General features: G+C 67.5%; 17 protein-coding genes and 1 tRNA gene. 3 read left to right on the forward strand and 15 right to left on the reverse strand.

Features of this window, described 5'->3' with window-relative positions:
- Positions 1–78: 78 nt before the first annotated feature.
- From fusA to AC061S_RS23335, 5 genes are all read right to left on the reverse strand, one after another.
- A complete protein-coding gene (fusA, locus tag AC061S_RS23315; protein WP_478687870.1) occupies positions 79–2208 on the reverse strand; it encodes an elongation factor G in 2130 nt (709 codons plus the stop codon).
- Positions 2209–2247: 39 nt separating this feature from the next.
- The gene (gene rpsG, locus AC061S_RS23320; RefSeq protein ID WP_267751584.1) at positions 2248–2718 is read right to left on the reverse strand and encodes a 30S ribosomal protein S7; all 471 of its coding nucleotides are present in this window, start codon (positions 2716–2718) and stop codon (positions 2248–2250) included.
- A gap of 3 nt (positions 2719–2721) precedes the next feature.
- Complete coding sequence (gene rpsL, locus AC061S_RS23325; RefSeq protein WP_007265893.1) at positions 2722–3093, reverse strand: 30S ribosomal protein S12; 372 nt, start codon at positions 3091–3093, stop codon at positions 2722–2724.
- A 325-nt stretch (positions 3094–3418) separates the two neighbouring features.
- Positions 3419–3826, reverse strand: coding sequence for an ankyrin repeat domain-containing protein (locus AC061S_RS23330; RefSeq protein WP_478687871.1), 408 nt, complete (start codon positions 3824–3826; stop codon positions 3419–3421).
- Between the two features lie 5 nt (positions 3827–3831).
- Positions 3832–4038 (reverse strand): ankyrin repeat domain-containing protein, encoded by a 207-nt coding sequence (locus AC061S_RS23335; RefSeq protein WP_478687872.1) that lies wholly within the window; start codon positions 4036–4038, stop codon positions 3832–3834.
- Positions 4039–4378: 340 nt separating this feature from the next.
- Here AC061S_RS23335 and AC061S_RS23340 point away from each other — a divergent pair, with 340 nt between their 5' ends.
- Positions 4379–6847, forward strand: a complete 2469-nt coding sequence (locus AC061S_RS23340; protein WP_478687873.1) for a YfhO family protein — start codon at positions 4379–4381, stop codon at positions 6845–6847.
- A 144-nt stretch (positions 6848–6991) separates the two neighbouring features.
- Here the strand turns inward: AC061S_RS23340 and AC061S_RS23345 are convergent, their stop codons facing one another.
- From AC061S_RS23345 to AC061S_RS23390, 10 genes are all read right to left on the reverse strand, one after another.
- Positions 6992–10891, reverse strand: a complete 3900-nt coding sequence (locus AC061S_RS23345; RefSeq protein ID WP_478687874.1) for a DNA-directed RNA polymerase subunit beta' — start codon at positions 10889–10891, stop codon at positions 6992–6994.
- Positions 10892–10988: 97 nt separating this feature from the next.
- Positions 10989–14471 (reverse strand): DNA-directed RNA polymerase subunit beta, encoded by a 3483-nt coding sequence (rpoB, locus tag AC061S_RS23350; RefSeq protein WP_478687875.1) that lies wholly within the window; start codon positions 14469–14471, stop codon positions 10989–10991.
- Between the two features lie 588 nt (positions 14472–15059).
- Entirely contained in the window at positions 15060–15440 is a 381-nt protein-coding gene (gene rplL, locus AC061S_RS23355) for a 50S ribosomal protein L7/L12 (RefSeq protein ID WP_478687876.1), read from the reverse strand.
- 110 nt (positions 15441–15550) lie between these two features.
- Positions 15551–16081 (reverse strand): 50S ribosomal protein L10, encoded by a 531-nt coding sequence (rplJ, locus tag AC061S_RS23360; protein ID WP_215023401.1) that lies wholly within the window; start codon positions 16079–16081, stop codon positions 15551–15553.
- 275 nt (positions 16082–16356) lie between these two features.
- Positions 16357–17292 carry an SCO4651 family lipoprotein gene (locus AC061S_RS23365; RefSeq protein WP_478687877.1) on the reverse strand — a complete coding sequence of 312 codons (936 nt, stop codon included), beginning with the start codon at positions 17290–17292 and terminating at the stop codon, positions 16357–16359.
- Between the two features lie 228 nt (positions 17293–17520).
- The gene (rplA, locus tag AC061S_RS23370) at positions 17521–18249 is read right to left on the reverse strand and encodes a 50S ribosomal protein L1 (protein WP_478687878.1); all 729 of its coding nucleotides are present in this window, start codon (positions 18247–18249) and stop codon (positions 17521–17523) included.
- A gap of 86 nt (positions 18250–18335) precedes the next feature.
- A complete protein-coding gene (rplK, locus tag AC061S_RS23375) occupies positions 18336–18770 on the reverse strand; it encodes a 50S ribosomal protein L11 (RefSeq protein WP_266880601.1) in 435 nt (144 codons plus the stop codon).
- Positions 18771–18949: 179 nt separating this feature from the next.
- Complete coding sequence (nusG, locus tag AC061S_RS23380) at positions 18950–19921, reverse strand: transcription termination/antitermination protein NusG (protein ID WP_478687879.1); 972 nt, start codon at positions 19919–19921, stop codon at positions 18950–18952.
- Between the two features lie 84 nt (positions 19922–20005).
- Positions 20006–20287, reverse strand: coding sequence for a preprotein translocase subunit SecE (secE, locus tag AC061S_RS23385; RefSeq protein ID WP_243333337.1), 282 nt, complete (start codon positions 20285–20287; stop codon positions 20006–20008).
- A gap of 107 nt (positions 20288–20394) precedes the next feature.
- Positions 20395–20467, reverse strand: a tRNA-Trp gene (locus AC061S_RS23390).
- A 191-nt stretch (positions 20468–20658) separates the two neighbouring features.
- On the opposite strand from AC061S_RS23390, the gene AC061S_RS23395 reads away from it, so the two are divergent.
- Together AC061S_RS23395 and AC061S_RS23400 are read left to right on the forward strand one after the other, a co-directional pair.
- Complete coding sequence (locus AC061S_RS23395) at positions 20659–21885, forward strand: pyridoxal phosphate-dependent aminotransferase (RefSeq protein WP_478687880.1); 1227 nt, start codon at positions 20659–20661, stop codon at positions 21883–21885.
- A 378-nt stretch (positions 21886–22263) separates the two neighbouring features.
- Complete coding sequence (locus tag AC061S_RS23400; protein WP_478687881.1) at positions 22264–23283, forward strand: adenosine deaminase; 1020 nt, start codon at positions 22264–22266, stop codon at positions 23281–23283.
- Positions 23284–23312 lie beyond the last annotated feature (29 nt).

Raw genomic sequence — 23312 nt, forward strand, 5'->3', positions numbered from 1 at the left:
TACCCCGGGGCAACGGGAGGGTTACTCCTGTTGCCCCTGAGGCTCCGGTGACAAGCCTAAAGCGTGTACTCGGAAGAGTTACTCGCCCTTGGCCTTCGCGATGATCTCCTCGGCGACGTTCCGGGGAACCTCGGCGTAGGAGTCGAACTGCATCGAGTAGCTGGCGCGACCCGAGGTCTTGCTGCGGAGGTCTCCGACGTAGCCGAACATCTCCGAGAGGGGCACGAGGCCCTTCACGAGGCGAGCGCCGTGACGCTCCTCCATGGCCTGGATCTGGCCACGGCGGGAGTTGATGTCACCGATGACGTCACCCATGGACTCCTCCGGCGTGGTGACCTCGACGGCCATCATCGGCTCGAGGAGCACGGGAGAAGCCTTGCGTGCGGCCTCCTTGAAGGCCTGCGAACCGGCGATCTTGAAGGCGAGCTCGGAGGAGTCGACCTCGTGGTAGCCACCGTCGAGAAGAATGACGCGGACGCCGGTCATCTCGTAGCCGGCGAGGATGCCGAACTTCATGGCTTCCTGCGCACCCGCGTCGACCGAGGGGATGTACTCCCTCGGGATGCGGCCACCGGTGACCTTGTTCACGAACTCGTACGCCGGACCGTCGGCCTCGAGGATCGGCTCGATCGCGATCTGCACCTTGGCGAACTGACCGGTACCACCGGTCTGCTTCTTGTGGGTGTAGTCGTGACGCGCCACCGTCTGGCGGATCGTCTCGCGGTAAGCGACCTGCGGCTTGCCGACGTTGGCCTCGACCTTGAACTCGCGCTTCATACGGTCGACCAGCACCTCGAGGTGCAGCTCGCCCATACCACCGAGGATGGTCTGGCCGGTCTCTTCGTCCGAGTGAACGTGGAAGGAGGGGTCCTCCTCCGCGAGAGACTGGATGGCGACACCCAGCTTCTCCTGGTCACCCTTGGACTTGGGCTCGATGGCGACCTGAATGACCGGGGCCGGGAAGTCCATGGACTCCAGGATGACCGGGTTCTTGTCGTCACACAGCGTCTCACCGGTGGTGGTCTGCTTCAGGCCCATGACGGCGACGATGTCACCGGCGCCCACCGCTTCGATCTCTTCACGCTTGTTCGCGTGCATGCGGTAGATCTTGCCGATGCGCTCCTTCTTGCCCTTGACGGAGTTCAGCACCGCAGTGCCGGCCTCCAGGCGGCCCGAGTAAACCCGGACGAAGGTGAGCTTGCCGAGGTGCGGGTCACGCATGATCTTGAACGCGAGCGCCGAGAGGGGCTCCTCGTCCGAAGGCTTGCGCTTCACGACGACCTCGGCGTCCCGGACGTCGTGGCCTTCGATGGCCTCGATGTCCAGGGGCGACGGGAGGTAGCGGACGACGGCGTCGAGCAGGGGCTGAACGCCCTTGTTCTTGAACGCCGTGCCACAGAACACCGCGGTGACGGTGGCACCCTTGTCACCCTTGGAGCCGATGATGATGCGACGCACAGCGGCGTGCAGCTGCTCGACGGTGGGCTCGACGCCCTCCAGGAACAGCTCCATGATCTGGTCGTCGTTCTCGGCGACCGTCTCGACCAGCTTGGCGTGCCACTCTTCAGCGGCTTCCTTGTGGGTGTCCGGGATGTCGACGATGTCGTACATCTCGCCCTTGGTCGCCTCGGCGGACCAGACGAACGCCTTCATGGTGACCAGGTCGACAACGCCCTGGAAGTCCATCTCGGCACCGATGGGGAGCTGCATCACGATCGGAACCGCACCGAGGCGGTCCTTGATCATGTCGACGCAGCGGTGGAACTCGGCGCCGGTGCGGTCCAGCTTGTTGACGAAGCAGATGCGCGGGACGCCGTAGCGGTCCGCCTGACGCCAAACGGTCTCGGACTGCGGCTCCACACCGGCGACACCGTCGAACACGGTGACGGCACCATCGAGGACGCGGAGCGAACGCTCCACCTCGACCGTGAAGTCAACGTGACCCGGGGTGTCGATGATGTTGATGGTGTGGTCGACGTCCTCGAGCGGCCAGTGGCAGGTCGTCGCGGCGGACGTGATCGTGATGCCGCGCTCCTGCTCCTGCTCCATCCAGTCCATCGTGGCAGCGCCGTCGTGGACTTCACCGATCTTGTAAGACACACCGGTGTAGAACAGGATGCGCTCGGTGGTGGTCGTCTTGCCCGCGTCGATGTGAGCCATGATGCCGATGTTGCGCACCTTGGCCAGGTCAAGCGAAGTGGTAGCCATATCGGCTCAGTCTTCTCTCGGTCTCGATGTGGGTTGGGACTACCAGCGGTAGTGCGCGAAGGCCTTGTTGGACTCGGCCATCTTGTGCGTGTCCTCACGCTTCTTGACGGCAGCGCCAAGACCGTTCGAGGCGTCGAGCAGCTCGTTCATGAGGCGCTCGGTCATCGTCTTCTCGCGGCGGGCGCGGGAGTAACCCACGAGCCAGCGCAGCGCGAGGGTCGACTGACGGCCCGGCTTGACCTCGATCGGCACCTGGTAGGTGGCGCCACCGACACGGCGGGACTTGACCTCGAGCGACGGCTTGACGTTCTCCAGCGCGCGCTTCAGCGTGATGACCGGGTCGTTGCCGGTCTTCTCGCGGAGGCCTTCCATGGCGCCGTAAACGATGCGCTCGGCGGTGGAGCGCTTGCCGTTCATGAGGATCTTGTTGATGAGCGACGTCACCAGAGGAGATGCATAGACCGGGTCGATGATGACCGGGCGCTTCGGGGCGGGGCCCTTACGAGGCATTTTTTACTTCTCCTTCTTGGCGCCGTAGCGGCTGCGGGCCTGCTTGCGGTTCTTGACAGCCTGGGTGTCAAGCGCACCGCGGATGATCTTGTAACGAACACCCGGCAGGTCCTTCACACGGCCACCACGCACGAGCACGATGGAGTGCTCCTGCAGGTTGTGTCCCTCACCCGGAATGTAAGCGGTGACCTCGATGCCAGAGGTCAGACGCACGCGCGCGACCTTACGCAGCGCCGAGTTCGGCTTCTTCGGGGTGGTCGTGAACACTCGCGTGCAGACGCCGCGACGCTGGGGCGAAGCCTCAAGCGCGGGGGTCTTTGTCTTCTCGACCTTGTCCTGCCGGCCCTTACGGACCAGCTGCTGGATCGTAGGCACTACTTCTCCGGTTTCTGTGTGCCGTGTAGTGAAGCTAACCTGGAACATTTGCCGACCCACGCGGTCGGGTGTGTCGGATCCGGCGGACCTCCACGCAAGCGTGGAAACGCATGAATCGCGGTGGCTGATACGGCTCAAGTGCGGTTGATGGACACGCACAGGAGCCCAGGCACACCCCAGGCACAAGGTCTGAGCGTACCCACCGCATCCACTCCGGTCAAAACAAAAGCCCCGGGCCAGGAAGCCCGAAGGGCCCTTTGGCCAGTCGCCACAAGGCCGAAGCCCGGATGCGGGCCCTGCGACGTGCGGACGTGGTGCACATGTGCTACGCGCCGGCCCCTTCCTTGCCCTCCTCCCCGGGCCGCGCGGCATACAGAGCCAGGAAGAGCGGCTTGTACAGCTCCTCCTCCTCGGGCGAGCTCCGTGCGCGGCGGTAGGCCACGCTCAGGGCGTGCTCCGTCGGCTTCGCGCCGCGGCCGAGCAGCCAGCGCGCCATCCGCGGCCTCCCCTGGTCGACCGCGAGTTCCAGAGCCGTGTGGTCCTTCATCACCACGTCGATGTCCTGGCCGCGGTCGAGGAACAGCGCCACGATGTGCGGGTAGCCCTCGTCCCCGCTGGTGGCCGCCACCGGCAGCGGGACCAGCTCCATCCTGCCCTGGGGGCCCACGGGAGCTCCGGCGTCGAGCAGGGCCCTGACCACCTCCAGGTCGGGGCGCATCGCCGCCAGGAGCATGGGCGTCAGCTCGCCGTACTCGGCGGCCCGCCCCGGTCCGCCCCCGCGGCGAGCAGCAGCCGGACGGTCTCCAGCTGCCCCGCGCACACCGCCAGGTCCAGCGGGGTGCGCCGGTGCGCGTTCGGGGCGTCAGCCTCGGCCCCCTCCGCGAGGGCCACTGTGTGCGCGTCGCCGTCTTCCGCGGCCCTGGCCAGCCGGTTCGGTATGTCCATGGGCGCATGATCCCCGGCGGCCCGACCGCCCCGCCACAGAGATTTCCCGGCCGGCCGGGCCCGCACGACGCGGAACCACGCCCCGGCCGGCAACCGCGGCCCCCGCGCTCCACCGAACGGGGGAACCCCCGTGTCCGGAGCCGGGGAGCGCACCCTGCGCACACCCGTCCGGACCGCCCCGCCGACAGCCGCCCCACCGCCCGCCCAGGTCCGGGCGTGCGGCATCCCCCGCCCCGCCCCACCGTCCTCCGCCCCGGAGCGGAGCCGCCGCGCGACACCATGGTCGCCGGATCAGACGTACCACCACCAGTCGGACAGTCGACCAGCAGGGAGCACACCCTTGGGGACCTTGGCCGTCGAGCCCGCGACGCAGAGCAGTCCACCCCCGGATCAGGACCGGCCCGCCCCGCGCCGCGCCACCCGCTTCCACGGCCCGCTCCTCGCGTTCCTCATCGCCTCGGGCGCCTTCTGCGCATCCTGGGCCGCCCGGGGCACCTTCCCCTTAGGCCCCACCGGCCGGGCCGTCAACGACCAGGCCAACCAGTACGTCCCGTTCCACCGCGCCCTGTGGGACCTGGTCCACGGCCAGGCCGCCGGCGACCTCCTCTTCAGCTGGCGCGGCGGCTTCGGACAGCAGTTCCTGTCCGATTACCACACCTACCTCGGCAACCCCTTCTCCTGGCTGGCCGTCCTCGTCCCCCGCGCACACGTGGACCTCGCCGTCTTCGTGATCACCCCGCTCACCATGGGCACCGCCGCCGCCCTGATGGCCGTCTACCTCGGCAAGATCCACCCCGGCCCGTGGTGGCAGCGGGGCGTGCTCGGCGCCGTGTACGGGCTGTGCGGCTGGGCGCTCAGCGACGCCTCGTACATCCCGATGTGGATGTGGGGCCTGGTCGCGCTCCCGCTCCTGGGCATCGCCGTCGAGTGGTGCCTGGAGGGACACCGCTGGCCGGGCGTGGCACTGCTGGTCGCACTCGCCTGGTTCGGGAACTTCTACACCGCGATGATGGCGACGATGGCCGCCTGCGTGCTGCTCGCCGTCCGCCTGGCCGTCCTCGACCTCACCGGAGCCCAGCGGCTGCGCGCCGTGTGGCGGGCCGGGACGGCCGCCGCGACGGGCATCCTGCTCACGCTGCCCCTCCTCCTGCCGGCGTTCCTCTCCAGCGGGGCCGCCCAGCCCACCGAGGCGGCCGCCTTCGACCCCGTCCGGATCGAGGTCTTCCTGACGGGCATGCTCCCCGGCACCCACCTGTGGGGCGGCCGGCCCCGGCTGTACGTGGCCTCGCTCGGCCTGATCCTCGCCGGGTCCTTCCTCCTCAACTCGGCCGTCGCGCGCAGGACCCGCCTGGTGTGGGCGGCGGCGGCCCTGCTCGTCGTCCTCTCCTTCCAGTTCCCGCCCACCCAGTACGTGTGGCACGGGCTGGCGGTGCCGAACGGCAACCCGTACCGCGAGACCTTCGTCTTCAGCGGCATGCTGGTGGTCATCGCCTGGCTCTCCCTGGCCAACCGGCCGCGCCCGCCGCACCTGGCGCTGGCCGCCGCCCTGCTGGTCGGCGCCGCCTTCGTGCTGCGCCAGACGGACGACTTCGGCGGCGCCACCTGGCCGGCCGTCCTGGGCGGCGGCGCGGTGTCCCTCCTCGCCCTCGTCCTGCTGGCACTGGGCGAGAAGCACCGGGTACTGGTCCCCGTGGCCGCGCTCCTCATGATCGGCGTCGTCTTCGCCGAATCCACCGCCGCCGCGGTCAACGCGGACGAGCGCCGCGCCCGCGAACGCTGGGCGAAGCCGATCGCCACCTCCGGCCGGTCGATCACGAACCACTTCGACGCCGTCCGCTCGGTCGAAGGCTGGCCCGCGTACCGCACCGACTCGGGCACCCCGCAGACCTCGTACAACGACGCCCTCGCCCTCCACGCGGAAGGCCCGCAGTACTACAGCAGCTACCTGCCCGAGACCACGTACCAGGCCCTCGAACCCCTCGGCTACGGCTACAAGAACGACGGCCGGACCTTCTTCAGCGCCGACAACCCCGTCCTGGACGCGATCTTCTCCATCGGCGCCCGGGCCGAACCGGGCCCCGAGAAGAACAGCTGGACGGCCCGCACCTTCCCCACCCCGCCCCTGGTCACCGTCCGCAGCACCCCGTACGCCTCCCCCAACCCACCGGCCAGCGTCTACGCCCACCAGGAACAGGTCCTCGGCGCCACCGTCTACGAGGTCCCGCCCGTCGCCCGTGGCGGCACCGCCGCGAAACAGCGGTACACCGCCGAGTGCGCCCCCGGCTCCGAAGCCTTCTGGTACTCGCCCCAGCTGTACGGCACCTTCTCCTTCGGAGGCACCGAGAAGCCCCTGGAGGACCGGATGGCCGGGGTCGTCCGCCTCGGCGAGGTCCCCGCCTCCGGCCGGGTCGACGTCACCGTGCGGACCCGTACCCGGGGCGGCACCGCCGGCGCGCACCCCGTCGGCTGCCTGGACCGGGCCGCGCTCGCCACGACGGTCGGCCGCCTCACCGTCACGGGCGCCACCCGGGTCACCGCGGGCGGCCACACCATCGAGGCCACCCTCCCGAAAGGGACCTCCGGCACCGCCGTCTTCGCGATGACCGCCGTCCCCGGCTGGCAGTGCTCGGCCCCGGTGAAGAGCTTCCACGGCCTGGTCTCCCTGGCCATCCCACAGGGCACGGACAAGGTCTCCTGCACCTTCACCCCCAAGGGCCTCACCCCCGGCCTGGCCGGCGCCACCCTCGCCCTCCTGGCCCTGACCTCGGCCACCGTGGCCGGCCTTCGCCGCCGCCGCACCGGGGCCTGACCCCGGCCGGGCCCGGTCCACACTGTGCCCGATCCACGGCATGAAGAAGCCCCCCGCCTCTCCTCTCGGAGCGGCGGGGGGCTTCTTCGTACTACCTACTGTCCAGCGACTCAGCCGTGCTGTGCCCTATGACGACTGACTTCGTCAGCCGTTGTAGGGGCCGTAGTCGTAGTCCTCCAGCGGGACAGCCTGGCCGGAGCCGGTGCCGAAGGGCGAGTAGTCGATGTCGTCGTAGCCGACGGCCGAGTACATCGCGGCCTTGGCTTCCTCGGTCGGCTCGACCCGGATGTTGCGGTAGCGGGCGAGGCCCGTACCGGCCGGGATGAGCTTACCGATGATGACGTTCTCCTTGAGGCCGATCAGGGAGTCGGACTTGGCGTTGATCGCCGCGTCCGTCAGAACCCTGGTCGTCTCCTGGAAGGACGCCGCCGACAGCCAGGACTCGGTCGCGAGCGAGGCCTTGGTGATACCCATCAGCTGCGGACGGCCGGAGGCGGGGTGACCGCCCTCGGTGACCACACGACGGTTCTCGGTCTCGAACTTCGACCGCTCGACGAGCTCGCCCGGCAGGAGCTCCGCGTCGCCGGACTCGATGATCGTCACGCGGCGCAGCATCTGCCGGATGATGATCTCGATGTGCTTGTCGTGGATCGACACGCCCTGCGAGTTGTAGACCTTCTGGACTTCGCCGACCAGGTGGACCTGGACCGCACGCTGGCCGAGGATGCGCAGCACGTCGTGCGGATTGGTGGCACCCATGGTCAGCTTCTGGCCGACCTCGACGTGGTCGCCCTCGCCGACGATGACCTTGGCGCGCTTGGAGATCGGGAAGGCCGTCTCCTCGCTGCCGTCGTCGGGCGTGATGACGATCTTCTTCGTCTTCTCGGTCTCCTCGATCCGCACGCGGCCGGCGGCCTCGGAGATCGGGGCGACACCCTTCGGGGTACGGGCCTCGAAGAGCTCGACGACACGCGGCAGACCCTGCGTGATGTCGTCACCGGCCACACCACCGGTGTGGAAGGTACGCATCGTCAGCTGGGTACCGGGCTCACCGATGGACTGGGCGGCGATGATGCCGACCGCCTCACCGATGTCGACCAGCTTGCCGGTGGCGAGCGAGCGTCCGTAGCAGAAGGCACAGGTGCCGACCGCGGACTCACAGGTCAGGACCGAGCGGGTCTTGACCTCCTCGACGCCGTTGGCGACCAGGGCGTCGATGAGCACGTCACCGAGGTCGACGTTGGCCGGCGCGATGACCTTGCCGTCGATGACGACGTCTTCGGCCAGCATGCGGGCGTAGATCGAGGTCTCGACGTCGTCGGCCTTGCGCAGCGCGCCGTCCTCGCCGCGAACGGCGATCTTCAGCTTCAGGCCGCGCTCGGTGCCGCAGTCCTCCTCGCGGATGATGACGTCCTGCGAGACGTCCACCAGACGACGGGTGAGGTAACCCGAGTCGGCGGTACGCAGGGCGGTGTCCGCCAGACCCTTACGGGCACCGTGCGTGGAGATGAAGTACTCCAGAACGGTGAGGCCCTCACGGAAGGACGCCTTGATCGGACGCGGGATGGTCTCGTTCTTCGCGTTCGACACCAGACCACGCATACCGGCGATCTGTCGCATCTGCATCATGTTTCCTCGGGCACCCGAGTCAACCATCATGAAGATGGGGTTCGTCTTGGGGAAGTTCGCGTTCATCGCCTCGGCAACCTCGTTGGTCGCCTTGGTCCAGATCGCGATGAGCTCCTGCGTGCGCTCGTCCTTGGTGATCAGACCGCGCTCGTACTGCTTCTGGACCTTCTCGTCCAGCTCCTCGTAGCCCTTGACGATGGCCTTCTTGGCCTCGGGCACGACGACGTCGGAGATGGCCACGGTGACGCCCGAACGGGTCGCCCAGTGGAAGCCGGCCGCCTTCAGGTTGTCGAGCGTCGCCGCCACGATCACCTTGGGGTAGCGCTCCGCCAGGTCGTTGACGATCTCGGAGAGCTGCTTCTTGCCCACCGAGTAGTCGACGAACGGGTAGTCCTCGGGCAGCAGCTCGTTGAAGAGCGCGCGGCCCAGGGTCGTACGCAGACGGAAGCTGTCGCCCGCCTGGAACTCCTGCTCGCCTTCATCGGCGACCGGGTGCACCCAGCCACGCGGCGGGATGGTGCCCACCGGGAAGCGGATGTCCACGGCCGACTGGAGAGCAAGCTCGCCGTTGTCGAACGCCATGGTCGCCTCGGCGGTCGAGCCGAACGCACGGCCCTCGCCCTTGACGTCACGGAGCTCGCCGTCGGTGGTGAGGAAGAACAGACCCAGCACCATGTCCTGGGTCGGCATGGTGACGGGACGACCGTCTGCCGGCTTCAGGATGTTGTTCGAGGACAGCATCAGGATGCGGGCCTCGGCCTGCGCCTCTGCCGAAAGCGGCAGGTGCACGGCCATCTGGTCACCGTCGAAGTCCGCGTTGAACGCGGTGCAGACGAGCGGGTGGATCTGGATGGCCTTGCCTTCGACCAGCTGGGGCTCGAAGGCCTGGATGCCGAGGCGGTGCAGCGTGGGCGCACGGTTCAGCAGAACCGGGTGCTCGGCGATGACCTCTTCGAGCACGTCGTAGACGACCGTGCGGCCGCGCTCGACCATGCGCTTCGCCGACTTGATGTTCTGCGCGTGGTTCAGGTCGACCAGGCGCTTCATCACGAACGGCTTGAAGAGCTCCAGCGCCATGGCCTTGGGCAGACCACACTGGTGCAGCTTCAGCTGCGGACCGACGACGATCACGGAACGCGCGGAGTAGTCCACGCGCTTGCCGAGGAGGTTCTGACGGAATCGACCCTGCTTGCCCTTGAGCATGTCGCTCAGGGACTTCAGCGGGCGGTTACCGGGACCGGTGACCGGGCGACCACGACGACCGTTGTCGAAGAGGGCGTCGACGGCCTCCTGAAGCATGCGCTTCTCGTTGTTCACGATGATCTCGGGGGCACCGAGGTCGAGAAGGCGCTTCAGACGGTTGTTGCGGTTGATCACGCGGCGGTACAGGTCGTTCAGGTCGGAGGTCGCGAAGCGGCCACCGTCCAGCTGCACCATCGGACGCAGGTCCGGCGGGATCACCGGCACGCAGTCCAGAACCATGCCCTTGGGCTTGTTGCTGGTCTGCAGGAACGCGGAGACGACCTTGAGGCGCTTGAGCGCACGGGTCTTCTTCTGGCCCTTGCCGGTACGGATGATCTCGCGGAGGCGCTCGGCCTCTTCGTCGAGGTCGAAGGACTCCAGACGCTTCTGGAGCGCCGCGGCGCCCATGCAGCCGTCGAAGTACGTACCGAAGCGGTCGCGCAGCTCGCGGTAGAGCAGCTCGTCGCCCTCGAGGTCCTGGACCTTGAGGTTCTTGAAGCGGGCCCACACCTCGTCGAGGCGGTCGATCTCGCGCTGGGCGCGGTCACGGAGCTGCTTCATCTCGCGCTCGGCACCTTCGCGCACCTTGCGGCGTACGTCGGCCTTGGCGCCCTCGGCCTCGAGCTCGGCCAGGTCGGTCTCGAGCTTCTTGGCACGGCCTTCGAGGTCCGAGTCGCGTCGGTTCTCGATCTGCTGGCGCTCGACGGAGACGTGCGCCTCCAGGGACGGGAGGTCGCGGGTGCGGCGCTCGTCGTCCACGAACGTGATCATGTACGCGGCGAAGTAGATGACCTTTTCGAGGTCCTTCGGCGCGAGGTCCAGCAGGTATCCGAGGCGCGACGGGACGCCCTTGAAGTACCAGATGTGGGTGACGGGAGCGGCAAGCTCGATGTGGCCCATCCGCTCGCGACGCACCTTGGCGCGCGTGACTTCGACGCCACAACGCTCACAGATGATGCCCTTGAAGCGGACACGCTTGTACTTACCGCAGTAGCACTCCCAGTCCCGGGTCGGACCGAAGATCTTCTCGCAGAAGAGTCCGTCCTTCTCGGGCTTGAGGGTGCGGTAGTTGATGGTCTCCGGCTTCTTGACCTCGCCGTGGGACCAGGTTCGGATGTCGTCCGCGGTGGCAAGGCCGATCCGCAGCTCGTCGAAGAAGTTGACGTCGAGCACTGTGCGTCAATCCCTCTTTCGGGGTCGAGTCTCAATCATGGTCTGAACGGTCCCGGGGATGACGGGGGGCTCTTGAGCGAGCCCCCCGTCAGGCCCGTCAGACCTCTTCGACGCTGCTCGGCTCACGCCGGGACAGGTCGATACCGAGCTCCTCCGCCGCGCGGAAGACGTCCTCGTCGGTGTCGCGCATCTCGATGGACATGCCGTCCGAGGACAGCACCTCCACGTTGAGGCAGAGCGACTGCATTTCCTTGATGAGCACCTTGAAGGACTCGGGAATGCCCGGCTCGGGGATGTTCTCGCCCTTGACGATGGCCTCGTAGACCTTCACGCGGCCGGTCACGTCATCGGACTTGATGGTCAGCAGCTCCTGGAGGGCGTAAGCGGCGCCATAAGCCTCGAGCGCCCACACCTCCATCTCACCGAAGCGCTGGCCACCGAACTGCGCCTTACCACCCAGCGGCTGCTGCGTGATCATCGAGTACGGACCGGTCGACCGAGCGTGGAGCTTGTCATCGACCAGGTGGTGGAGCTTCAGGATGTACATGTAGCCGATCGAGACCGGCTCCGGGAACGGCTCGCCGGAGCGGCCGTCGAACAGGTGTGCCTTGCCGGTCGGGAGGACCAGACGGTCCCCGTCGCGGTTCGGGATGGTGTGCTCGAACAGGCCGGAGATCTCGTCCTCACGGGCACCGTCGAACACCGGGGTGGCGACGTTGGTGCCGGGCTCGACGCGGTCGGCGCCGATGGCCTTCAGTCGCTCGGCCCACTCCTCGCCGAGACCGGAGACGTCCCAGCCGCGGCTGGCGAGCCAGCCGAGGTGGATCTCCAGGACCTGTCCCGGGTTCATTCGGGACGGGACACCCAGCGGGTTCAGGATGATGTCGACCGGCGTGCCGTCCTCAAGGAAGGGCATGTCCTCGATCGGAAGGATCTTGGAGATGACACCCTTGTTGCCGTGGCGGCCGGCGAGCTTGTCACCGTCGGTGATCTTGCGCTTCTGGGCGACGTAGACGCGGACCAGCTGGTTCACGCCCGGGGGAAGCTCGTCGCCCTCCTCGCGGTCGAAGACGCGGACACCGATGACCTTGCCGATCTCACCGTGAGGAACCTTGAGCGAGGTGTCACGCACCTCGCGGGCCTTCTCACCGAAGATCGCGCGGAGCAGGCGCTCTTCCGGGGTCAGCTCGGTCTCGCCCTTGGGCGTGACCTTGCCGACCAGGATGTCGCCGGCGACTACGTCCGCACCGATGCGGATGATGCCGCGCTCGTCGAGGTCCGCCAGGACCTCCTCGGAGACGTTCGGGATGTCCCGGGTGATCTCCTCGGGGCCCAGCTTGGTGTCACGGGCATCGACCTCGTGCTCCTCGATGTGGATCGAGGAGAGGACGTCGTCCTGTACGAGGCGCTGCGACAGGATGATCGCGTCCTCGTAGTTGTGACCTTCCCAGGGCATGAACGCGACGAGCAGGTTCTTACCGAGGGCCATTTCGCCCTCTTCGGTCGCAGGACCGTCGGCGAGGACCTGGGACTCGATGATCCGGTCACCCTCGTTGACGATGACCTTCTGGTTGACCGAGGTGCCCTGGTTCGAGCGGGAGAACTTGGCGACGCGGTACGTGGTGTACGTGCCGTCGTCGTTGGCGACGGTGATGTAGTCGGCCGAGACCTCCTGGACGACACCGTCCTTCTCCGCACGGATCGAGTCACCGGCGTCGACCGCACAGCGGTACTCCATGCCGGTGCCGACGAGCGGCGCCTCCGCCTTGATGAGCGGAACGGCCTGGCGCATCATGTTCGCGCCCATGAGGGCACGGTTGGCGTCGTCGTGCTCCAGGAAGGGGATCATCGCGGTCGCGACGGACACCATCTGGCGCGGGGAGACGTCCATGTAGTCGACGTCGTCGCCGGCGATGTAGTCGATCTCGCCGCCACGACGACGAACCAGCACGCGGTTCTCGGTGAAGCGCATGTCGTCGGACAGGCCGGCGTTGGCCTGGGCGATGACGAAGCGGTCTTCCTCGTCGGCCGTCAGGTAGTCGACCTCGTCGGTGACGACACCCTCGATGACCTTGCGGTACGGGGTCTCGACGAAGCCGAACGCGTTGACGCGGCCGTAGGACGCGAGCGAGCCGATCAGACCGATGTTCGGGCCTTCAGGGGTCTCGATCGGGCACATGCGGCCGTAGTGCGACGGGTGGACGTCTCGGACCTCGAAGCCGGCCCGCTCACGGGACAGACCACCCGGGCCAAGCGCCGACAGACGGCGCTTGTGGGTGAGACCCGACAGCGGGTTGTTCTGGTCCATGAACTGCGACAGCTGGCTGGTGCCGAAGAACTCCTTGATGGAGGCGACGACCGGCCGGATGTTGATCAGGGTCTGCGGCGTGATCGCCTCGACGTCCTGGGTCGTCATCCGCTCGCGGACGACGCGCTCCATACGAGCCAGACCCGTACGGACCTGGTTCTGGATGAGCTCGCCGACGTTGCGCAGACGACGGTTGCCGAAGTGGTCGATGTCGTCGGTCTCGACGACGATCGAACGACCCGACTCACCGACGGTCTCGGTCTCACCGGCGTGCAGCTTGACCAGGTACTTGATGGTCGCGATGACGTCGTCGGTGGTGAGCACGCCGGCGTCCAGCGGCTCGTCCGCGCCGAGCTTCTTGTTCACCTTGTAGCGGCCGACCTTCGCGAGGTCGTAGCGCTTCGGGTTGAAGTAGAGGTTCTCGAGCAGCGTCTGAGCGGCCTCGCGGGTCGGCGGTTCGCCCGGACGCAGCTTGCGGTAGATGTCGAGCAGCGCGTCGTCCTGGCCCTGGGTGTGGTCCTTCTCCAGGGTGGCGCGCATGGACTCGTACTGGCCGAACTCCTCCATGATCTGCTCGGTGGTCCAGCCGAGAGCCTTCAGGAGAACGGTGACGGACTGCTTGCGCTTGCGGTCGATGCGAACACCGACCATGTCGCGCTTGTCGATCTCCATCTCGAGCCAGGCACCCCGGGAAGGGATGATCTTGGCGGCGAAGATGTCCTTGTCGGACGTCTTGTCGATGGAGGAGTCGAAGTAGACACCGGGGGAACGGACGAGCTGCGACACGACGACACGCTCGGTGCCGTTGATGACGAAGGTGCCCTTGTTGGTCATGAGCGGGAAATCGCCCATGAAGACCGTCTGAGACTTGATCTCTCCGGTCTCGTTGTTCGTGAACTCGGCAGTGACGAAAAGCGGCGCCGCGTACGTGAAGTCGCGGTCCTTGCACTCGTCGACCGAGTTCTTCGCCGGCTCGAAACGGTGGTCGCGGAACGTCAGCGACATCGACCCGGAGAAGTCCTCGATCGGCGAGATCTCCTCGAAGATCTCTTCCAGACCGGACTTGGTGGGAACGTCCTGTCCGCTCTCAAGCGCCGACTCGACGCGAGACTTCCAGGCGGCGTTGCCGAGCAGCCAGTCAAAGCTCTCGGTCTGCAGCGCCAGGAGGTTCGGAACCTCGAGGGGCTCCTTGATCTTTGCAAAGGAGATGCGCAGCGGGGCGGTGCTGGCACCGTTGTTCGTATTGGTCGAGGCGTTGCGCGAGGCGGCCAAGAGGGGGTCCTTCCGAGGGCTCGGACTCACTACGCGCGTACCGGTCCCAGCTGACACAGAAGACAAGCGCCCCCCATCTGGTCAAAGGACCAGCTCAGGGCCGTTCAATCAAGTGTGCTCATGCGTGGGCATGCCCCTGGCGACGGGCAGGGGGCAGCTAACAGGCAGCGCAAAGGGTCAGTGTAGCCACTAGGCTCACTGATGTCCAGACCAGGTCTCCGGAAACCGGCAACAGGCCTTCCCCATGTCGTTTAAACAACCGTGCGTCCCGCTCGGCTCCGCATACAGAGCGCGTAACAGTACTGCCCTCTTCGTAGTCGATCCATGCCCGATGTGGACCCGATCCATGCCTCGGATCCCGGATCGGGCCTGCCGATCTCACGACGGATCTGAGAATTGCGCGCCGCGTCCCGTTCGTCAAGGCCCCCTGCTCCGAGCGGATCATCGAAGGACCCTGCCGCAGAGCAACGAAGATCACCCTACTCCCCAACGAGACAGGGGCAAGTCAGGCACTCCGGGTACGCCAAAGGGCGACCACCCTTACGGGTGATCGCCCTTGGTTGGGGCCTCAGAGAGGCCCCAGAGGTGTTACTTGACCTCGACGGACGCGCCAGCGGCCTTGAGGGTCTCGGCGGCCTTCTCAGCGGCCTCCTTGGCGACCTTCTCGAGGACGGGCTTCGGAGCGCCGTCGACGAGGTCCTTGGCCTCCTTCAGGCCGAGGGAGGTCAGCTCGCGCACGACCTTGATGACCTGGATCTTCTTGTCACCGGCGGCGGTGAGGATGACGTCGAACTCGTCCTGCTCCTCAGCGGCCTCAGCGGCAACCGGGGCACCCGGACCGGCAACGGCGACGGCCGCGGCGGCGGTGACGTCGAACTTCTCCTCGAACGCCTTCACGAACTCGGAGAGCTCGATGAGGGTGAGCTCCTCGAACTGAGCGAGCAGGTCTTCCTGGCTGAGCTTCGCCATGATGGGCGATCCTTCCACTAAATCGGCAGGTGCCGGATGTATATAGAGGCGGGCGTAACGGCCCGCTTTGACCCACGCACTAGGCGGCGTGGATCAGTGCGCGAGCCGAATTACTCGGCACCGCCCTGCTCGGCGAGCTTGACGCGAAGCGCTTCCGCAGTGCGGACGAACTTCGACGGCAGCGCCTGGAAGAGCGAGGCAGCCTGAGACTGCTTGCCCTTGAACGCGCCGGCCAGCTTGCTGAGCAGAACCTCGCGGGACTCGAGGTCCGCAAGCTTCTTGATCTCATCGGCGGTGAGCGCCTTACCATCAAGGACACCCGCCTTGATGATGAGGTTCGGGTTTTCCTTGGCGAAGTCACGCAGGCTCTTCGCCGACTCCACCGGGTCACCGGTGATGAAGGCGACCGCGGTGGGACCAGCGAAGTGCTCGTCCAGCGCGGTGATCCCGGCCTGGTTGGCCGCAATCTTGGTCAGCGTGTTCTTCACCACGGCGTACTGGGCGTTCTCACCGAGAGAGCGACGCAGCGTCTTGAGCTGCGCGACGGTGAGACCCCGGTACTCGGTCAGCACGGCGGCGTTCGAGTCGCGGAACTGGTCCGTGAGCTCGGCTACCGCGGCAGCCTTGTTGGGCGTCGGCATAGTGCGTCGGCCTCCTTCCGGGTGATGAGGACCGCTCAGAAGGGGCATAAACACGAAACGCCCCGGCGCAGGCGCCAGGGCGTAGCTCAACCAGAACGAGTCCGGGAACTTTCCTTGAACACCTGCGCAGGACGTCCGCGGTTAGCGGATCCTTCGGCCACCGCACCCTTGCAGGCACGGCAACGACCAGCGGTCTTTGGCTTCTCCGGAAGAGTACGTGACCGTTCGCCGGTCAGGCAAATCGGTCAGCCCTGGGCCGGCGGCCGGCCCCCGGGTCAGGCCCCCGCGCCCGCCCCGCCCATCTCCTTGAGCATGCCGAAGAGGTCGAAGGTCTCGCCGTCGGCCGGCGTCTGCACGGTGGCCGCCGAGCCGTAGTCCGAGTAGTAGGCGTCCAGGTCCACCTTGCCGCCGGCCATCTCCATGGAGACGCTCATGCGGACCGGGTACCCCTCCTTGTTGACCCAGAGGTTCGTGTCGTAGCCCTTGAGGCCGGTCTTCCTGACCTTTTCGACCAGCTCCGTGCGGTCGGCCTCGGACAGCACCTTGGAGGACTCGTTGGCAGCGAGCATCTCCTCGAAGCTCAGCGTGCCCTGGTAGCGCTCCGCGCTCACGCCCTCGACCTGCTCGGTACCGACGTGCTTGAGGTTCTTCGAGTCGAGCAGCAGCGCGATCTGCTGTGCCGGGTCCTGGTTCATGTTGCCCATGCCGCCGAGGTCGGCAGAGCCCGCGCCCCCGGCCTGCGCGGCGGCGTTCAGGTCCAGCTTCATCCAGCGCTTGCCGTCCAGCTGGGCGGCGTTCGCGGTGCCCATGTCCATGTACATGACGTTGTTCGCGACCACCATGCGGATGGCGTCGGGGGCCTCCCCGCCGCCCATGGCCGCGAGGCCCTTGAACATCGAGCCCTTCATGGTGATGTCCATGACGGCCGGGTCCCACCCCTGGACCCCGGACAGCTCCATCGTGCCGCCACCGGCCTTGCTGTCCGCCGGCAGCGACATCGTCATGCGGACCTTGGCCGACTTCGCCGCCGCCGTCTTCTTGTAGGCGGCCTGGACGACCTCGACGGGGCTCTGCTTCGCCGAGACCGGAGACTGGGCCGCGGGCCCGTCTGCGGCCTTCGTAGCACCGTCCTGACATCCCGCGACGCCGGCCATGACGGTGGCCGCGGCCACCGAGACACCGGCACGCGTCCATACGGACTTCTTCTTCATTTCCCACCCCTTGGGTACTGCACTGCGGAACCATCGCGAACTACCTGCACATCGCAGGCAACTCACTGTGAACCACTCGGGGATCGCCTGTCGAGCAGGTTAGGGCTCGAGCCGGCGACGTCCACTGACAAAAAATCCGGGCCCCCCGCCCCCTGGAAAGGGGGCGAAGGGCCCGGATTCGGCCGTTCAGCGAGCCGTGAGGCTCAGAGCCCGAAGGCCCGGGGCTGATCAGACCGCGGCCGGGTCTTCCTCGACGAGGAGGTTCCGGGTGCGGTTGGAGTCCAGCAGGATGCCGGGACCCATGGTGGTGCTGAGGGCGGCCTTCTTGATGTAGCGGCCCTTCGCGGCGGACGGCTTCAGACGAAGGATCTCGTCCAGGGCCGCGCCGTAGTTCTCGACGAGCTGCTCATCGGAGAAGGAGACCTTGCCGATGATGAAGTGCAGGTTCGAGTGCTTGTCGACGCGGAACTCGATCTTGCCACCCTTGATCTCGGTGACAGCCTTCGCGACGTCCATCGTGACGGTGCCGGTCTTCGGGTTCGGCATCAGGCCACGGGGACCGAGCACGCGGCCGAGGCGGCCGACCTTGCCCATGAGGTCCGGCGTGGCGACAACGGCGTCGAACTCGTTGAGGCGGTTGCCCTTGGCGATCTCGTTGATGAGCTCGTCGTCGCCGACAATGTCGGCGCCGGCGGCTTCCGCGGCCGCAGCACGGTCACCGGTCGCGAAGACCAGGACCCGGGCGGTCTTGCCGGTGCCGTGCGGGAGGTTCACGGTGCCGCGGACCATCTGGTCGGCCTTGCGCGGGTCTACACCCAGGCGGAAGGCGACCTCGACGGTGCTGTCGAACTTGGTCGCGGAGGTCTCCTTGGCGACACGGACGGCCTCGAGCGGGGCGTACAGCTTGTCCCGGTCGACCTTGGCGTCCGCAGCGCGGAGAGTCTTGCTGCGCTTCACTTCTGCTCCTGTGTTGTGATCAGGCATGGAGTCGTGGTGCGGACCAGCGCTTGGCCCTACCACTGTGGTGCTGGGGGGTGGCTGAATCAGCCTTCGACCGTGATGCCCATCGAACGCGCGGTGCCGGCGATGATCTTCTCGGCCGCGTCGATGTCGTTGGCGTTCAGGTCAGGCATCTTGAGCGTGGCGATCTCGCGAACCTGGTCACGCGTAAGCTTCGCGACCTTCGTCTTGTGCGGCTCGCCAGAGCCCTTCTCCACACCGGCGCTCTTCAGGATGAGGCGCGCGGCCGGCGGCGTCTTGGTGATGAAGGTGAAGGAGCGGTCGTCGTAGACCGTGATCTCCACCGGCACGACCATGCCACGCTGCGACTCGGTCGCGGCGTTGTAGGCCTTGCAGAACTCCATGATGTTGACGCCGTGCTGACCGAGCGCGGGGCCGACCGGCGGTGCCGGGTTGGCCGCGCCGGCCTTGATCTGGAGCTTGATAAGCCCCGTGACCTTCTTCTTCTTGGGAGGCATTGCTCTCTCCGGGTCCTAGTGAGAGTTTTTCGCCGCCAATCCGGTCATCCGGATGGAGGCATACCGCACCACGATAACGGGTATCGGTGCGAGGCTGAAAACCGAGCAGGTCAGACCGCCCGCGAGGGGGCAATCTGACCTGTCCGGAAGCGGTGAGTCAGAGACCTGAAGCCGAGGGCTCAGTTCTTCTGGATCTGGTCGAAGCTGAGCTCGACCGGGGTCTCGCGGCCGAAGATCTCGACGAGACCCTTGACCTTCTTCGAGTCCGGGTTGATCTCGTTGATGGTCGCCTGCAGCGTCGCGAACGGGCCGTCGGTAACGGTGACCGAGTCGCCGACCTCGAAGTCCAGGACCTCGATGGCGCGCTTGACGGAGGGCGCCGGCAGGCCGGCCTCTTCCGCGGCCAGCTTGGCGGCCTTCTCCTGCAGCTCCGGAGCGAGCATCTTGACGATCTCGTCCAGGGTCAGCGGGTACGGGTCGTACGCGTTGCCCACGAAGCCGGTGACGCCGGGGGTGTTGCGGACGACGCCCCAGGACTCGTTCGTCAGATCCATGCGGACGAGAACGTAACCGGGCAGCTTGTTCTGCCGGACGTTCTTGCGCTCGCCGTTCTTGATCTGGACGATCTCTTCCTCGGGCACCTCGGCCTGGTAGATGAAGTCCTCGACGTTGAGCGAGACGGCGCGCTGCTCCAGGTTGGCCTTCACGCGCTTCTCGTAGCCGGCGTAGGTGTGGATGACGTACCACTCGCCGGGCAGGAGGCGCAGCTCTTCGCGCAGGGCCTGGATGGGGTCGACGGGCTCGGCGGGCTCGGCGTCGGCGGCCTCTTCGGCCTCCGCGTCGTCAGCCTCGGCCTCGACGGCGTCGTCGTCGGAAGCCTCGTGGGCCTCGTCCTCGTCGGCGTCCTCCGAGTCGTCGGCCTCTTCGGCGTCGGCCTCTTCGGTGGCGTCGTCGTCAGCGTCCTCGGAGTCGGCTTCGGCGTCGACCTCATCCTCGACGTGCAGCGCAGCCTCTTCGGCGGCGACACCCGCCTCGGCGTCGGCGAGCTCGGCCTCGTCCGGGTCCACAGCGTCTGCAGCCTCGACGATGTCGAGCTCGTCCTCGACGGACTCGACGGAGTCGGGGCTCACGTTCAGGTTCGGGTCAGACACGGTGGCTGCTTCTTCCTGGATACAAAAGGTGGTCGAACATGCGAAAACGGGCGGCACCCATCAAGGCGCCGCCCTCCGCGGGGATCAGCCGAAGACGAACTTGATGGCTTCCTGGAACCCATAGTCAATCACGGTCACCAGACCGATCATGATGACGACGAAGACAATCACCACAGAGGTGTAGGTCGTCAGCTGGTTGCGAGTGGGCCAAACAACCTTGCGGAGTTCCGCGACGATCTGGCGGTAGAACAGCGCGAGACGACCCAGAGGGCCCTTCTTACCGCGCTTGCCGCCCTTGCGGGCCTTCTTCTCGCGAGTGTCATCCTCGGCGTCAGGCATGTCGATGGAGCCCAGGGCGTCCGTCACGTCTCTCACCTGAATCCGGGTCGTGGCCGTAGCCGCGCCCGGTTGCGCCGCACGGCACTGCATCTAAGTACGTACCTGCGCACACACTTCCGAGAAGGAGTGTGGAGCAGGGCCGGAGGGACTCGAACCCCCAACCGCTGGTTTTGGAGACCAGTGCTCTACCAATTGAGCTACGACCCTTTGCGTCCCTCAACCTACCGCATCCAGGCGAGTGCACGGTGTGCTCACGCTCTGCAGCGGTTGACGAGGGCCAACGACGGTTGAGTGTACGTGGTCCGGGCCCTGACGTCGAACAGCACCGTCCGGAGAGCCTCCGTCCGGTAACTGAAACGGAGTGCGGCGCTCGTTTCGCGTCTGGGACGATTGGCCGCATGACCTCTGAAACGCCTTCCGCCGAGCGCCGCGTATCCGCCCGTATCGGTGCCATCTCCGAGTCCGCCACCCTCGCCGTCGACGCCAAGGCCAAGGCCCTCAAGGCCGCCGGGCGTCCGGTGATCGGTTTCGGAGCCGGCGAGCCCGACTTCCCGACCCCGGACTACATCGTCGACGCCGCGGTCGAGGCCTGCCGCAACCCCAAGTACCACCGCTACACGCCGGCCGGCGGTCTGCCCGAGCTGAAGGCCGCCATCGCCGCGAAGACGCTGCGCGACTCCGGCTACGAGGTCGACGCGTCCCAGGTCCTGGTGACCAACGGCGGCAAGCAGGCGATCTACGAGGCGTTCGCGGCCATCCTGGACCCGGGTGACGAGGTCATCGTCCCGGCGCCGTACTGGACCACGTACCCGGAGTCGATCCGTCTCGCGGGCGGCGTCCCGGTCGAGGTCGTCGCCGACGAGACCACCGGCTACCGCGTCTCCGTCGAGCAGCTCGAAGCGGCCCGCACCGAGCGCACGAAGGTCGTCCTCTTCGTCTCCCCGTCGAACCCGACCGGCGCCGTCTACTCCGAGGCCGACGCCGAGGCGATCGGCCGCTGGGCCGTCGAGCACGGCCTGTGGGTCCTGACCGACGAGATCTACGAGCACCTCGTCTACGGCGACGCGAAGTTCGTCTCGCTCCCCGCGATCGTTCCCGAGCTGGCCGACAAGTGCATCGTCGTCAACGGCGTCGCCAAGACGTACGCGATGACCGGCTGGCGGGTGGGCTGGATCGTCGGCCCGAAGGACGTGGTCAAGGCCGCGACCAACCTCCAGTCGCACGCCACCTCCAACGTCTCCAACGTGGCCCAGGTCGCGGCGCTGGCCGCCGTCTCCGGCAACCTGGACGCCGTCCACGCGATGCGCACCGCCTTCGACCGCCGCCGCCAGACGATCGTGCGGATGCTGAACGAGATCGAGGGCGTCTTCTGCCCGACCCCCGAGGGCGCGTTCTACGTCTACCCCGCGGTCAAGGACGTCCTCGGCAAGGAGATCCGCGGCAAGCGCCCGCAGACCTCCGTCGAGCTCGCGGCCCTGATCCTGGACGAGGCCGAGGTCGCGGTCGTCCCCGGCGAGGCCTTCGGCACCCCCGGCTACCTCCGCCTCTCCTACGCCCTGGGCGACGAGGACCTGGTCGAGGGCGTCTCCCGCATCCAGAAGCTCCTCGCGGAGGCCAAGGCCTGAGCCTCCGGCGGTTCGGCAGCCAGACCCTGAGCGGCGGTTCCCTTGCGGGGGAGCCGCCGCTCAGGCGTTTTCGGCCCCGGCCCGCCTGCGGGGTGCCGCTGCGCGGGGCGTGTCCCCTACCCGCCCTTCGCCCGTTCCCCGGGGCTCCGCCCAGACCCCGCGCCGAGGCTGGAACGTTCGGCCACGCGGCGTTCACGTCCGGGCCGACGGCGGCCAAATCCAGCCCCGCCGGCGTTTGAGGCGCGGGTCCGGGCGGCGCCCGGAAGGCCTCGCGCAGCGGCTCCCCACTCCCCCTCCGGGCCCGCTCATGCGTTCGCGCAAGCCCCCGATAGGTAAAACCCCCTCCCGCCGGGGGCGGCCGTACGGCAGGATCAACAAATGGAGCACGTACGCGATCTCACGCTTCTGCCGAAAGCCCACCTCCACCTGCACTTCACCGGCTCGATGCGCCCGTCGACGCTGCTGGAGCTCGCCGACAAGTACGGCGTCCGCCTCCCGGACGCCCTCACCTCCGCCGAGCCACCGAAACTCCGTGCCACCGACGAACGCGGCTGGTTCCGCTTCCAGCGGCTCTACGACGCCGCCCGGTCCTGCCTCCGCGAGCCCGACGACATCCGCCGCCTGGTCCGCGAGGCCGCGGAGGAAGACGTGCGCGACGGCAGCGGCTGGCTGGAGATCCAGGTGGATCCCACCTCCTACGCCCCCCTCCTCGGCGGGATGATCCCGGCCGTCGAGATCATCCTCGACGCCGTGGACGCCGCCTCCCGCGAGACCGGCCTCGGCATGCGCGTCCTCATCGCCGCCAACCGCATGAAGCACCCCCTCGACGCCCGCACCCTGGCCCGGCTCGCCGTCCGCTACGCCGACCGCGGCATCGTCGGGTTCGGCCTCTCCAACGACGAGCGCCGCGGCATGGCCCGCGACTTCGACCGGGCCTTCGCCATCGCCCGCGAGGGCGGACTGCTCGCGGCCCCGCACGGCGGCGAGCTCACCGGCCCCTCCTCCGTCCGCGACTGCCTCGACGATCTGCACGCCGCCCGCATCGGGCACGGCGTACGGGCCGCCGAGGATCCCCGCCTGCTCAAGCGGCTCGCCGACCGACAGATCACCTGTGAGGTCTGCCCGGCGTCCAACGTCGCCCTCGGGGTCTACGAACGCCACGAGGACGTCCCGCTGCGCACCCTCTTCGAGGCCGGGGTCCCGATGGCCCTGGGTGCGGACGACCCGCTGCTCTTCGGGTCCCGGCTCGCGGCCCAGTACGAGATCGCCCGCCGGCACCACGCCTTCACGGACGCGGAGCTCGCGGAGCTGGCCCGCCAGTCGGTGCGCGGCAGCGCCGCGCCCTCCGACGTGCAGGACAAGCTGCTGGCCGGGATCGACCACTGGATCGCCTCGTAGGGCGGCCGTGTAGAGGAGCGGCGGTAGGG

It is taken from the genome of Streptomyces sp. CA189, assembly GCF_056428985.1.